Annotated in this window: 11 protein-coding genes; 5 read left to right on the top strand and 6 right to left on the bottom strand. The window is 39.8% G+C overall.

The features are described 5' to 3' along the window. Positions 1-123: 123 nt before the first annotated feature. Positions 124-1,956 carry a translational GTPase TypA gene (gene typA, locus AC1M9I_RS09450; RefSeq protein WP_035270590.1) on the bottom strand — a complete coding sequence of 611 codons (1,833 nt, stop codon included), beginning with the start codon at positions 1,954-1,956 and terminating at the stop codon, positions 124-126. 177 nt (positions 1,957-2,133) lie between these two features. Here typA and AC1M9I_RS09445 point away from each other — a divergent pair, with 177 nt between their 5' ends. The 3 genes from AC1M9I_RS09445 to AC1M9I_RS09435 all read left to right on the top strand — a co-directional run bounded on the left by AC1M9I_RS09445 (position 2,134) and on the right by AC1M9I_RS09435 (position 6,050). Further along, a complete protein-coding gene (locus AC1M9I_RS09445; protein ID WP_035270592.1) occupies positions 2,134-3,498 on the top strand; it encodes a uracil-xanthine permease family protein in 1,365 nt (454 codons plus the stop codon). Positions 3,499-3,559: 61 nt separating this feature from the next. After that, positions 3,560-4,585 carry a class I SAM-dependent methyltransferase gene (locus AC1M9I_RS09440; RefSeq protein ID WP_035270594.1) on the top strand — a complete coding sequence of 342 codons (1,026 nt, stop codon included), beginning with the start codon at positions 3,560-3,562 and terminating at the stop codon, positions 4,583-4,585. Positions 4,586-4,595: 10 nt separating this feature from the next. Further along, a complete protein-coding gene (locus AC1M9I_RS09435) occupies positions 4,596-6,050 on the top strand; it encodes an amino acid permease (RefSeq protein ID WP_481610973.1) in 1,455 nt (484 codons plus the stop codon). A 49-nt stretch (positions 6,051-6,099) separates the two neighbouring features. On the opposite strand, the gene AC1M9I_RS09430 is transcribed toward AC1M9I_RS09435, so the two are convergent. Then, the gene (locus AC1M9I_RS09430) at positions 6,100-6,558 is read right to left on the bottom strand and encodes an OmpA family protein (protein ID WP_481610972.1); all 459 of its coding nucleotides are present in this window, start codon (positions 6,556-6,558) and stop codon (positions 6,100-6,102) included. Between the two features lie 108 nt (positions 6,559-6,666). Next, positions 6,667-7,719 (bottom strand): outer membrane protein Omp38, encoded by a 1,053-nt coding sequence (gene omp38 / locus AC1M9I_RS09425; protein ID WP_092767527.1) that lies wholly within the window; start codon positions 7,717-7,719, stop codon positions 6,667-6,669. Positions 7,720-8,091: 372 nt separating this feature from the next. Here omp38 and AC1M9I_RS09420 point away from each other — a divergent pair, with 372 nt between their 5' ends. Both AC1M9I_RS09420 and AC1M9I_RS09415 read left to right on the top strand, forming a co-directional pair. Beyond that, the gene (locus tag AC1M9I_RS09420) at positions 8,092-8,622 is read left to right on the top strand and encodes a GspH/FimT family pseudopilin (protein WP_481594981.1); all 531 of its coding nucleotides are present in this window, start codon (positions 8,092-8,094) and stop codon (positions 8,620-8,622) included. Between the two features lie 101 nt (positions 8,623-8,723). Next, on the top strand, positions 8,724-9,899 hold the full coding sequence (locus AC1M9I_RS09415) for a thiolase family protein (protein ID WP_481610971.1): 1,176 nt from the start codon (positions 8,724-8,726) through the stop codon (positions 9,897-9,899). 164 nt (positions 9,900-10,063) lie between these two features. Here the strand turns inward: AC1M9I_RS09415 and AC1M9I_RS09410 are convergent, their stop codons facing one another. From AC1M9I_RS09410 to AC1M9I_RS09400, 3 genes are all read right to left on the bottom strand, one after another. Further along, positions 10,064-11,050 carry a diaminopimelate dehydrogenase gene (locus tag AC1M9I_RS09410; protein WP_092767536.1) on the bottom strand — a complete coding sequence of 329 codons (987 nt, stop codon included), beginning with the start codon at positions 11,048-11,050 and terminating at the stop codon, positions 10,064-10,066. A gap of 400 nt (positions 11,051-11,450) precedes the next feature. Next, positions 11,451-11,936 (bottom strand): DUF934 domain-containing protein, encoded by a 486-nt coding sequence (locus AC1M9I_RS09405; protein ID WP_179998966.1) that lies wholly within the window; start codon positions 11,934-11,936, stop codon positions 11,451-11,453. After that, positions 11,929-13,572 carry a nitrite/sulfite reductase gene (locus AC1M9I_RS09400; protein WP_179998965.1) on the bottom strand — a complete coding sequence of 548 codons (1,644 nt, stop codon included), beginning with the start codon at positions 13,570-13,572 and terminating at the stop codon, positions 11,929-11,931. The genes AC1M9I_RS09405 and AC1M9I_RS09400 overlap by 8 nt, the downstream gene beginning before the upstream one ends. Positions 13,573-13,756 lie beyond the last annotated feature (184 nt).

Here is a 13,756-nt window from a genome sequence, read left to right as displayed (position 1 = left end):
TAAATAAACAAGATCTTGTCCAAATCAACTACAACAATTCAACAACTTTTATTTCATATCTTAAATGATGTAGTCAAAATATAAAAAAACCGCTCTTTTGAGCGGTTTTTTTATTTAAATCAATTAAGATTTATTACGTTTACGTTCGTTTTCAGTCAACCAACGCTTACGAATACGAATTGATTTAGGTGTAACTTCAACAAGCTCATCATCTTGAATAAATTCAAGTGCTTGTTCTAACGTATATTCAATCGCAGGAACAAGTGTTAATGCATCATCAGTACCTGATGCACGAACGTTTGTTAATTGTTTCGCTTTAGTTGGGTTTACAACCATATCGTCAGAACGAGAGTTAATACCAATAATCATACCTTCGTAAACTTCTAACTGAGGTTTAGCAAATAGACGACCACGGTCTTGTAAACTGAACAATGCATAGCCCAAGCATGTACCTTGAACCATAGAAATCAACACACCGTTTTGACGTTTTGCAACAGAACCTTGTTTCATTGGTCCATAGTGCGAGAAACTTGAGGTCATGATACCAGTACCTGAAGTCATGGTCATGAATTCTGAACGGAAACCAATCAAGCCACGTGAAGGTACAGTTGCTTCAATACGAATACGACCTTTACCGTCGACTTCCATATTGGTCATTTCACCTTTACGGTTACCCATTTGTTCCATTACAGCACCTTGATGCTGTTCTTCTACGTCAAATGTTACGTTTTCGTATGGCTCTTGCATTTCGCCGTCAATCTCTTTCAAGATTACTTGCGGACGAGATACACCCATCTCGAAGCCTTCACGACGCATGTTTTCGATCAATACCGAAAGGTGAAGTTCACCACGGCCCGACACTTTAAAACGGTCAGGACTGTCAGTATCTTCTACACGAAGTGCTACGTTGTGAATTAATTCGCGGTCAAGACGTTCACGGATGTTACGTGAGGTCACAAACTTACCTTCTTTACCGGCGAATGGTGAGTTGTTAACTTGGAATGTCATCGATACTGTAGGCTCATCTACAGAAAGCGGTGGCAATGCTTCAACATGTTTAGGATCACAAATCGTGTCAGAGATATGAAGTTCGTCCATACCTGTTACACATACGATGTCACCTGCAGAAGCAGATTCAACGTCGATACGCTCTAAACCATGGTAACCCATAATTTTTAAGATACGACCGTTACGTGTTTTACCATCTTTATCGATTACCGTTACAGGTGTGTTCAATTTTACTGAACCACGTTGGATACGACCAACACCGATAACACCAACGAAGCTGTTATAGTCAAGTGAAGACACTTGCATTTGGAATGGACCATCAACATCCACTGCTGGCGGCTCAACGATGTCTACGATTGTTTGGAACAACGGAGTCATGTCTTCTGCCAATTCTTCTGGTGAAGGACCTGCTACACCACGAAGACCAGAAGCATAAACCACAGGGAAGTCTAACTGTTCGTCAGTACCACCAAGGTTATCGAATAAATCGAATACTTGATCGATTACCCAGTCAGGACGCGCATTAGGCTTGTCAACTTTGTTGATAATTACGATTGGTTTCAAACCACGTGCGAACGCTTTTTGCGTTACGAAACGAGTTTGTGGCATTGGACCTTCTTGTGAGTCTACCAAAAGAAGTACACAATCAACCATCGACATTACACGTTCAACTTCACCACCGAAGTCGGCGTGTCCCGGGGTATCCACGATGTTGATACGGTATTCAGTATCAGTACGTTTATCTAACCATTTGATTGCAGTATTTTTTGCAAGAATGGTAATACCACGTTCACTTTCAATAGCGCCTGAATCCATGACACGCTCGATCTCACCCGCGCGTTCACCCAAAGCACCTGATTGTTGTAAAAGTTTGTCGACAAGAGTCGTTTTACCATGGTCGACGTGTGCGATGATGGCAATATTACGGAGAGTTTTAATATCTGACATGTAAATTCGATACGCTTTAAATTTGAGGGCAAATTATACAGAAAAATCCTAAACTTTTATAGTGACTGTTTCTTTACAATTTCATTTTTTTTGACGAATGGTTATGTTTCGGTTTTGTAAACCCATGTAACTCGATTAGAATGTCGGCACTTTCGCTTAATCTAGATGGTATAGACCATGTCTGCTCCCGACCAATCTCAAGAACCGAAACTCGATCTTGTTTATGGTTTAGACGATAAACCAAAACCGTTCATCGCTTTCCTCGCTGCCATTCAGCATTTACTTGCCATTATTGTTCCGATTGTTACTCCTGGTCTATTGATCTGTTTGGCTTTAGGTGTTTCTAAAGAAGATACAAACATGATCCTCTCCATGTCATTGGTGATTTCAGGTATTGCCACATTCTTACAAAGTAAAAAGGTTGGTCCTTTCGGTGCAGGCTTACTGATTGTTCAAGGTACAAGTTTTAACTTTATCGGTCCTATTATTGGGATTGGCTCAGCAATGGTTGCTGCGGGAACTCCAGTTGAAACTGTTATGGGTTCAATTTTTGGTGTCGTGATTGCAGGCTCATTCATTGAAATGGGCGTTTCACGCATATTACCATGGGTGAAAAAACTCATTACTCCACTTGTGACTGGTATTGTTGTACTTCTCATTGGCTTAACCTTGATTAAAGAAGGTTTAATCTCAATGGGTGGTGGTTACCAAGCGATGGGGAATAATACTTTTGCCAATACAGACAATCTCATTATGTCTTGTACTGTTTTGGCATTAATCATTCTCTTAAACCGCTTAAATGTTACATGGGTCAAGAGTAGTGCGATATTAATTGCGCTGATCGTAGGTTATGCGTTAGCAGGCTTCATGGGCCATTTAGATTTTTCTGGCTTAGAAAATGCACCTTTGGTTCAAATCCCTACACCAATGCACTTTGGCTTAGACTTCTCTTGGAGTTTATTTATACCAATGGCATTTATTTATCTGGTTACTTCATTAGAAGCGATTGGTGATATCACCGCGACCTCTAAGTTGTCTAATCAGCCTGTTGATGGTCCGAAGTGGATGGAGCGCATTAAAGGTGGTGTACTTGTCAACGGTGCAAATTCCTTACTCGCAGGCTTATTTAATACTTTCCCGAGTTCTGTTTTTGCTCAAAACAACGGAGTAATCCAATTAACTGGTGTCGCTAGTCGCCATGTGGGTATATGGATCGCCGCGCTATTAGTTATTTTGGGTTTACTACCAGCAGTGGCTGCCATCATCCAAGCTGTTCCTCAAGCTGTACTGGGGGGCGCTGTCATGGTGATGTTTGGGGCTGTTGCAGCATCAGGGATTAATATCCTTTCTGGTATTCAGCTTGACCGCCGTGCATTGCTTATTATTGCAATTTCACTTGCTCTTGGATTAGGTGTTGCTCAAGTTCCACAGATTCTTGAACATATGCCTGAACTCATTCGTAATATATTTAGCTCTGGTGTAGCAACTGGCGGCATTGCAGCCTTGATCTTGAACTTCGTTCTACCTGAAGCAAAGAAATAATTTAGATTGAATCAAAGACTGCCCAGCATTGTCTGGGCTCTTTTATTCTGTGGAGAAATATATGGTTCCTCAAAGTGAAGTTGTTATTCGTCAACATAACTTTCTGAAAGGTCGAATATTATTAGTCAATGCGCCAACTGATGACTTAAGCACTCAGCTCGATAAAAATATTCAGGCTTCAGTATGGACATGGAATTATAACGACTTTCTATTTTTCCAAAATCAAAATATTCCTGTTCATTTTGGGACGGATATCCCTGAAGCAGAATATGATCAAGTCATTGTTTTTGTGCCTAAAGCCAAAGAGCTTTTGAATTACTTACTACACAGTGTGGTATTAAAACTCGGTCTTGGTGGATCAATTTTTCTTGTGGGTGAAAAGAAAGGTGGCGTTGAACGAGCAGCAAAACAACTCGTTCCATTTGGAAAATGTGTCAAACTAGATAGCGCTCGTCATTGTCAAATGTGGCAATTAATTATCGATCAGACTCCTACGCCTCGAGCTTTAGAAAATTGGGCTCAACAATATACAATTCAAACACCGAATGGCGAATTACAGATTTATGCTTTACCTGGTGTATTTAGTCAAAATAAACTTGATATTGGTACAGCTGTATTTCTCCCCTACCTCAATCGAGTGAGTTCAGGTAAAATCGCTGACTTCGGTTGTGGTGCTGGCATTATCAGTGCATATTTAGCCAAATTGAATCCCAAAAATCGTATTTTTGCGCTTGATGTGGATGCTTTTGCGCTCGCCTCCACCCGCCTAACATTTGAAAAAAATAATTTGTCACCAGAACAGCTCGAAATCAAAGCTGTGACTGGCATTGAAGATGCGCCACTATTTTTACATGCCATCGTCAGTAACCCTCCTTTCCATCAGGGTATATACACTGATTACAATGCGAGTGAGAATCTTTGTAAGACATCACGTCGCCATCTAAAATCTGGTGGTGAACTTTGGATCGTGGCAAATCGTTTTTTAAACTACCCAACTCTCATTGAGCAAAATTTTGGTCAATGTGAAACTTTGACTGATCAACAAGGCTTTAAAGTACTGTTTGCAAGTACTCAAAAGAAATCATAAGGAACTTTCGATGAGCGAAACCGGTCAACTTAAGCGAAAGCTTGGAGCACGCCATCTTAATATGATCGCCATTGGTGGTTCTATCGGTACAGGACTATTCCTAGCTTCGGGTGCAACAATTGCCAATGCTGGCCCTGGTGGTGCATTACTTGCCTATTGTTTAATTGGCGTAATGATTTACTTCCTCATGACCAGCTTAGGCGAACTCGCAACACACAATCCAACATCAGGTGCTTTCTTCACTTATGGCACCAAATATGTCGAAGGTGGATTTGGATTCGCGCTAGGCTGGAATTATTGGTACAACTGGGCGATAACCGTCGCATTTGAACTCGTTGCAGTTCAATTCATCATGAAATTTTGGTTTCCTGATATCCCAGGTTTCTATTGGAGTGCCATTTTTCTTGCTATCGTTTTTGGTATTAATGCCTTAACAGTCAAAGGTTTTGGTGAGTCTGAGTTCTTTTTCTCACTCATTAAAGTTCTTGCCATAATTGCATTTATCATCATTGGTATTTTCATGATTGCCAAAATCATGATGACACCCAATGTTGCAACTTTCGCAAATTGGTCAAAGGGAGAAGCGCCATTTGTAGGTGGTTTGTCGGCATTAATTGGTGTTGCGATGATCGCAGGATTCTCATTTCAAGGTACTGAAATGGTTGGTGTTGCCGCTGGCGAGTCGAAAGATCCGAAGAAAACCATTCCTATTGCGATTAAACAGATCTTCTGGCGTATTCTCTTATTCTATATCGTATGTATTTTTATTATCGGCACATTGATTGCGTATGATGATCCTCGTTTAATGCAAGCCGCATCAGATGAAAATATTGCATTATCACCTTTTACTTTACTGTATGAACAAGCAGGCTTCGCTTTCGCTGCAAGTGTCATGAATGCGGTCATTCTTACCGCTATCCTTTCTGCTGGAAATTCAGGAATGTACTCTTCCACGCGAATGCTGTTTGATATGGCAAAAAATGGAAGTGCACCTAAAGTGTTCTCTAAACTTGATGGTCGCGGTGTTCCAATGAATGCACTTTATGCTACGACAGCAATTGCAGCACTATGCTTCTTGACGACATTTATTGGTGAAGAGGAAGTATTTAATTGGCTTCTAAATATGTCTGGTATGTGTGGCTTTATCGTATGGCTTGGTATCGCAATCTCTCATTACCGATTTAGAAAAGGCTATTTGGCTCAAGGGTATAAGTTAGAAGATCTAGCATATCGTGCAAAGTTCTTCCCTTTTGCACCATGGTTCGCTTTTGTTTTGTGTGCAATCGTGGTGTTAGGTCAAAATTATCAAGCCGTACTAGATGGTGAATGGATTGCCGTTATCTCTACTTATATTGGGATCTTCTTATTCTTAGCAATATGGCTAGTGTATAAGTTTAAGTACAAAACCAAGTTGATTCGATATCAAGATATGGATGTGAAACCGATTCAAGTCGAACAAGACTAATAAAAAAACAGCTCAAATTGAGCTGTTTTTTTATTATTAGATTCTGATCTTATTGTATTTTTAAGGTTAAATTCACTCGACGATTCAATGCTCGACTCTCTTCTGTCGTGTTATCAGCGATTGGCTGATTTGGGCCATAACCTTGAGTCGAAATTTGTTTAGGATCAACATTATATTGCATCACCAATTCATTACGGACAGCATTTGCTCGCTCAAGAGATACTTTTTGATTCGCTGATACTGACCCTCGATTATCTGTATGTCCATCCACTTGAAGTATAAAACTTTTATTCTGCGCCAAAACTTTTGAAGCTACTGTTAAATAAGGTTGATACCGAACATCAATTTGACGGGAATTGTGATTAAAGTAGAGCGGTAAACCTTGTTTTAATTCATTTAATATTTTTTGATCCAAGTCTTGTACACCAGTAGTTGATTGCATCTTTGTCGTTGTACAAGCCGTCAAAGTTAAAGCAATGCATAAGCTTGCTATTAAACTATATTTCATCTTTATTCTCATTGTGTTGTTGATTATATTTTGTGAAATATATCACATTTATAAAAAATGGGTAAAAAAAACAGCTCCGAAGAGCTGTCTTTTATAATCTATTAAAGATTATTGAGCTGCTGCTTCAGGTTGAGCAACTACTGTACGGCTACCAGAAATCGTAGCGAATACACGACGGTTCATCGCACGACCTTCTTTAGTTGCGTTGTCAGCAATTGGTTGATCCCAAGCGAAACCTTGAGTCGCTAAACGAGAAGCGTCAATGTTGTATTCACTTACAAGAGCAGATTTCACAGAGTTAGCACGAGCTAAAGATAAACGTTCGTTCAACGCACGCGGACCAGTATTATCAGTGTGACCTTCAATACGAGCAGTTGCATTTGGATATTCGTTTAATTTTTCAGCTACTTTAGCAATTTCAGGCTTGTACTGATCTTTGATGTTAGACTTGTTCGTATCGAAGAATACGCGAAGTTCCATGTTAAGATCTTCAGTCAACTCTTGTGGAGCTGGTTGAACTGGAGCTGGAGCTGGTTGAACTGGAGCAACTTCTACTACTTCAGCAGCTGGCTTCAAGTGACCGCCTAAAACTACGTTAAGACCAGCAAGTGCTGTGTAGTTCCAGAAATCTTCGTCGATGTTATAAGTTGCACGAGCTTCTGTACGAACAGATAGAGCATCGTTCAAGCGCCAGAAAGCACCCACACCCGCATTACCTAAAGTACCTTCATCATCTTTAAGATTTACACCATCGTATTCATATTTGTAGTGACCAGCACCTAAAAGAACGTACGGCTTAATTTTGCTGTCATAGTTCTTAGTGATTAAATCAGAAGTAACATAGAAGTTACCATTGATTTGAGTTTGCTTGTACTCGCCAACATCAGTACCAGTAATTGTGCCTTCGATATCACCTTTTACTTGGTTATATTCAGCTTCAAAACCTAACCATGGAGTAAGCTCAATACCTAACGCAGCACCAACGAATAAATCGTCTTGTAATTCGATATTGCTGTCAGATAAATGATCAGCAGCACCGTTATTATGTTGAGTGTCTTGGAATGTGTAACCCACTAATAGTGGAGTAACAGTTACACCAGCATTAGCAGCAGCGAATGGAGCAGCAACAAGCATAGCAAGTGCGATACGACTCAATTTCATGGATATCCTCCAGAGATAACAATTGTTTTTCAAGCTCAGCCTAAAATAATTATGGCTTCCTGAGATAGGCTTTTTTATACCCCAGTATTTTTTTTAAGCTACTCATGTTGAATCATACAAACACTTAAAGTGAATTCCAAGTGTTTGATTACTTTAATCAAGTAAATTATTGACAAAATTACTTACAATTTCCGTTGTAATTCGGTAATTTTTTACTCAATTTATCAGCATGAATAACTTATCTTTTCATTTTTGGTATATTAACAGCATTCAAAGGTGATAGTAATCATTTTTTAGCACTTCAGCTTATAATATAACTTCACCAAGATTATCTATAAATTCAAATAATTAACAAATACTAGAAGCTTTAAAATGTATTCCTATTGTAAATCTCTTGCTTTTACCCTTTTAGAACTCATTTTCACGATCGTCATTATTAGTATTCTTGTGATGATAGCACTCCCTCATTATCATGAATTTCGTGAAAATCAAGAAAGGGCGCAAATTCTTAGCACGGTACGGCAGGCCATCAGCCAAGCTAAAGCCAATGCTGTAAGTTACCGAAGCCCTGTGATTATCTGTGCTTCTCAAGATTTAAAATCGTGTACGAACAGTCAATGGCATAAAGGGTTTATCATCTTTCTAGATCAGAATCACAATCAAGAATTCGATCCTCACGAAAAGCTTATTCAAGCAACTTCGACAGATTACCAATATGGTGATTTCAGTTGGAAAGGTGGAGTTACCAGCAAGAATACGATCACCTTCCAACCAGACTCTGGTTTACCACGTGGATCAATGGGACATTTCAAATACTGTGCACATTCAAATAAATCAAATCTAATCGTTAGACTTTCAATGATGGGACAGACTCGTCTTGAAGAAACTAAGACATGTGAATGACAACTTATCAGTCACATTTTACACACTATAGCCAATATTAATTGGCTTGATATTACATATACTCAAGCTGTAAAACAAAGCTAAGTAAATTGGAGAGAATAATGACTGATATCGTCATCCTTAATGGTGCACGTACAGCAATGGGCGGCTTTCAGGGAAGTTTATCAAGTGTGACTGCACCAGAACTGGGTGCAGTGACCATTAAAGAGGCTATCTCACGCTCAGGCTTGCAACCAGCAGACATTGAAGAAGTCATTATGGGTTGCGTTTTGCCTGCAGGTTTAAAACAAGGCCCTGCTCGCCAAGCCATGCGCAAAGCTGGACTACCTGACTCGACAGGTGCAGTGACAATCAATAAATTATGTGGGTCAGGCATGAAAGCTGTGATGCAAGCAGCTGATATGATTAAAGCTGGTTCAGCAAATTTTGTGGTTGCAGGCGGTATGGAGTCTATGACCAACGCTCCTTACATCTTACCTAAAGCACGTGGTGGTTACCGCATGGGTCATGGTGAAATCAAAGATCATATGTTCTTCGATGGTTTAGAAGATGCTGAAACTGGTCGTTTGATGGGCTCATTTGCTCAAGATATGGCCAACACTAAAGGCTATACGCGTGAGCAAATGGATGACTTTGCAATACGTTCATTAAGACGCGCTCAAACTGCGATTACTGAAGGTTACTTCAATGATGAAATCGTCCCTGTTACTGTGTCAGCTCGTAAAGGAGATGTCATTGTAGATAAAGATGAGCAACCTTTTAACGCAAACATCGATAAAATCCCAACTCTACGTCCTGCTTTTGCTAAAGATGGTACGATCACTGCTGCCAATGCCAGTTCGATTTCTGATGGTGCTTCAGCCTTGGTTATCAGCTCATCTGAGCAAGCACATGCAAAGGGTTTAAATCCTTTAGCAAAAATTGTGGCATATGCCTCTAATTCACAACATCCCTCTGAGTTTACGATTGCACCAGTCGGTGCAATCCAAAAGGTTCTCGATAAAACAGGTTGGAATGTTGAAGAAGTCGACCTTTGGGAAATCAACGAAGCTTTTGCAATGGTCACGATGTGTCCTATTGACGAGTTCAAACTTGACCCTGAAAAAGTAAATATCAACGGCGGAGCATGTGCTTTAGGACATCCAGTAGGATCTACAGGTTCACGGATTATTTTAACGCTAATCCATGCACTTAAACGCACAGGTGGTAAACGTGGTATTGCTGCGCTTTGTATCGGTGGTGGTGAAGCAACTGCAGTGGCGATTGAGTTAATCTAAAGCGTCTAAAGCCCCTATTTTTCAAAGAGGGGCTTGAGGGAGATTTAAATCATCAATCCTCCCCTAAACCCTCCTTGACTAAAGGAGGGTAAATAAAAAAGCCTCTACTTAGCTAGAGGCTTTTTTATAATCTCAATTCAAAGCATAACTTTGAATTATTAGACTTAAAGAATTTCTTTACGTAGTTGCTCTGGAGATTTCATTGACAATAAGCCTGGTGCAACGTCAAATGCAGTTTTCGCGCCATATTGACCCATTTGATTCATGCGGTAGCATGCACGTGCATAAGCCACAAGTACACTTGCAGTAAACTCAGGATTGCTATCTAATTTCAACGAAAACTCCATTACTTGAGTCTGCTCTGCACTACTATTACCACTGCGAATGACAAATCCACCATGGGGCATACGATTATGCTCGTTACGAAGCGTTTCTTCATCAATGAAGTTCACAGTCGTGTTGTACTCTGCAAAATAGTCTGGCATGGTCACAATCGCCTGCTTTACGGCTTCAGCGTCAGCACCATTTTCAAGCACAACATAACATTCACGAGTATGCTTTTCTTTAGTGGTTAATACAGGACGTGAACCACTACGAACTTTATCAATCGCATCTTGTGATGGAATAGTATATTGCACACCTGCTTTAACACCCGCCACACGGCGAATCGCATCTGAGTGACCTTGACTCAAACCCTTACCCCAGAAAGTATAGGTTTCACCATCTGGTAATAATGCCTCACCAAATAAACGATTAATTGAGAACATGCCTGGATCCCATCCAATCGAAATCATTGCCGTTTTTTTGTTAGCAAGTGCAGGCTCATTCACTGCTTCAAAAAACTCAGGAATACGTGCATGCGTATCAAAACTATCTACTGTGTTGAATTTACTTGCCAATTCTGGTGTTTGTTTTGGAAGATCATCTTTAGATCCACCACATAAGATCAACACATCAATTTTGTCTTGGAGGTCATTTAAGTCATCCATATGAAAAACTTTCGTGTCACTAAAGCAAGGAGACACTGATTCAGGTGCACGGCGTGTAAAAATTCCCACAAGCTCTAAATCTGGGTTCTTTTGAATTGACGTTTCAACGCCACGACCGAGGTTGCCATAACCGACAATACCAATACGAATCAAATTTTGCATAACAACTGCTTCACTATTTAAATGATGGCAAGATCACTAGACTGAATACTAAACATATACCGCAAAACAGTCTGATTGAATGGAGAAAAACCCGCACCAAAAATGATCAAATGAATACTAACATACTACAATAAACTGCACTTTTTTGGAGCAAATTTATCATTTAAATCAGTGTTAATCGATCAATTGAATCATATAAAAAACCGCTACACTAAAGGCTTTGTCGCTATATATTTCTGAATGAATTAAAAATTCTGCTCTAAATAGGCTTATGATTAAAATTTGACCTTCTATGTGTCATTTTGAATAGCGCTTAGGCTGAACTATGAATACCTAAATCTTGTTTCCATCAAATAAAAAAAGCTGAACCTAAGTTCAGCTTTTTTATCACTTAATAAAATTAAGCACCCGTTTGATAATTTGGTTTTGGTACAGCAGTCGACGCTTGGTAAGGTTGAGTAAAGTCGTTTAAACCTGCCGCTGCTTCTGCAATGTCTTTACCTTCTTTAATCACGAAAGTATCGAAACCAGCACGCTTCATGTAGTTCAACACGTCTTTGAATATATCACCTGTTGCACGAAGTTCGCCTTGGAAGCCTTGGCGACGTAACAATGCGGCAAATGAATACCCACGACCATCGTTAAAACCTGCAAACTCAATAAAAATTGCATCTAACTGATCAAGCGGGAACTCATTGGTTTCAGGAGAGGCATCAACCGTTAAGTAGAGCGCTTTTTTGCCTGAAACATTTTCAATTTGATCCAACTGTTCAACGCTTAGAACTACATCACCTTGTGGTAAAACGCCATCTTCACCGATCAATTGATAGGTGTTGTCTGCAATCGTGCCATCTTTAGAGAGCACTTGTAGTGCGGTATTAAGCATATGCACGCTCCTTAAATGGTTGGATACCGACACGGCGATAAGTATCAATGAACTCTTCACCTTCTTGACGTAAATCAAGATAAGTGTTCAAAATTTCTTCCACCACATCTGGTACTTTTTCAGCAGCAAATGATGGTCCTAAGATGTCACCGATTGAGGCATCATGGTCTGCATTACCACCCAATGTAATTTGGTAAAATTCTGCGCCTTTCTTATCGACACCTAAAATACCAATATTACCCACATGGTGATGACCACAGGCATTCATACAACCTGAGATATTCAAGTCCAATTTACCTAAGTTGTAAATCGTATCTAAATCATCAAAGCGGCGTGAAATTGCTTCAGAAATTGGAATCGATTTCGCATTTGCCAAAGAACAGAAATCACCACCTGGACAGCAGATAATATCGGTTAAGAAACCAATGTGCGCTCGAGCCAGGTTATTCTTTTCAAGAATCGTCCAAAGCTCAAATAAATCTTTTTGCGGTACATCAACAAGGGCAATATTTTGCTCATGCGTGGTACGCAATTCACCAAAAGTGTACTTATCTGCAAGATCAGCAATCAAGTTCATTTCTTCAGTGGTCACGTCACCTGGTGCAACGCCTGCACGTTTCAATGAAATTGTTACGATGCGGTAACCTTTCACTTTGTGTGCATTGGTATTGATGTTAAACCATTGTTTGAATTTCGGATGTGCAGCAAACAGTTCTGAGAAATCTTCATCTGCATAATCTTGGTACGCAAATGGTGTAAAGTTCTGGTCCATTTTCGCCAGAGTATCTGCATCAACTTTTAAAGTTTTAATTGTATGTGCAAATTCAGCTTCAACTTTTTCAGCAAAAACTTCAGGTGTTAAAGCTTTTACCAAGATTTTGATACGAGCTTTATATTTGTTATCACGACGACCATGTAAGTTATACACACGAAGTACTGCTTCTAAGTAAGCAATAAGGTCTTCACGTGGTAACCACTCTTTGATCACAGCACCAATGATCGGTGTACGACCTAAACCACCGCCAACCATGATTTTATAACCCATTTCACCCGCTTCATTGCGAACGATATACACTCCGATATCATGAAATGCTGTTGCAGCACGGTCGATTTCAGCAAGTGCAGAAACTGCGATCTTGAACTTACGTGGCAAGAATGCAAATTCTGGATGGAAAGTTGACCACTGACGAATCAACTCACATGTCGGTCTTGGATCTTCAATTTCACCAGCAACAACACCTGCATATTGGTCTGTCGTTGTATTACGAATACAGTTACCAGATGTTTGAATCGCATGCATTTGGACTGATGCCAACTCTTGCAACATGTCTGGCACATTTTCTAATGCTGGCCAGTTAAATTGAAAGTTTTGACGAGTAGAAACGTGTGCATAACCACGGTCATACGCTTTAGCGAGTTCAGCAATTTTACGAAGCTGTTTAGAGTTCATCAAACCATAAGGTACAGCGACGCGAAGCATCGGCGCATAACGCTGAACATATAATCCATTTTGTAAACGTAATGGACGATACTCATCTTCAGTAAGCTTTCCAGCTAAATAACGTTCCGTTTGATCACGGAATTGTGCAACACGTTCATTGATCAGTTGCTGATCGAAATCAGTATATAAATACATGGCGTACAGCTAGTAGTTTAATTTTAACGAAGCACAGCATAGCTTTTATTCATCTATCAATAAAATGCGTTTTTTACATATTTAATAGCGGTTTTATTGATATGTAATCACTCGAATCACTGATATATAGACAAGCTCTGGATTCCAGCACTTATTCCACATAAAGATTTTATTTAGCTATTCT

Source organism: Acinetobacter sp. ANC_7553 (assembly GCF_056779895.1).
Note: the sequence above shows the minus strand (reverse complement) of the source record. Positions and strands in the feature narration are given on the sequence as shown.

Bases quoted from the DNA above. Each gene is read 5' to 3' on its own strand.
- AC1M9I_RS09440 (WP_035270594.1), top strand. From the start codon at position 3,560: ATGGTTCCTCAAAGTGAAGTTGTTATTCGTCAACATAACTTTCTGAAA.
- AC1M9I_RS09405 (WP_179998966.1), bottom strand. From the start codon at position 11,936: ATGCTTAATACCGCACTACAAGTGCTCTCTAAAGATGGCACGATTGCA.
- omp38 (WP_092767527.1), bottom strand. From the start codon at position 7,719: ATGAAATTGAGTCGTATCGCACTTGCTATGCTTGTTGCTGCTCCATTC.
- AC1M9I_RS09435 (WP_481610973.1), top strand. From the start codon at position 4,596: ATGAGCGAAACCGGTCAACTTAAGCGAAAGCTTGGAGCACGCCATCTT.
- AC1M9I_RS09400 (WP_179998965.1), bottom strand. From the start codon at position 13,572: ATGTATTTATATACTGATTTCGATCAGCAACTGATCAATGAACGTGTT.
- AC1M9I_RS09420 (WP_481594981.1), top strand. From the start codon at position 8,092: ATGTATTCCTATTGTAAATCTCTTGCTTTTACCCTTTTAGAACTCATT.
- AC1M9I_RS09445 (WP_035270592.1), top strand. From the start codon at position 2,134: ATGTCTGCTCCCGACCAATCTCAAGAACCGAAACTCGATCTTGTTTAT.
- typA (WP_035270590.1), bottom strand. From the start codon at position 1,956: ATGTCAGATATTAAAACTCTCCGTAATATTGCCATCATCGCACACGTC.
- AC1M9I_RS09430 (WP_481610972.1), bottom strand. From the start codon at position 6,558: ATGAAATATAGTTTAATAGCAAGCTTATGCATTGCTTTAACTTTGACG.
- AC1M9I_RS09415 (WP_481610971.1), top strand. From the start codon at position 8,724: ATGACTGATATCGTCATCCTTAATGGTGCACGTACAGCAATGGGCGGC.
- AC1M9I_RS09410 (WP_092767536.1), bottom strand. From the start codon at position 11,050: ATGCAAAATTTGATTCGTATTGGTATTGTCGGTTATGGCAACCTCGGT.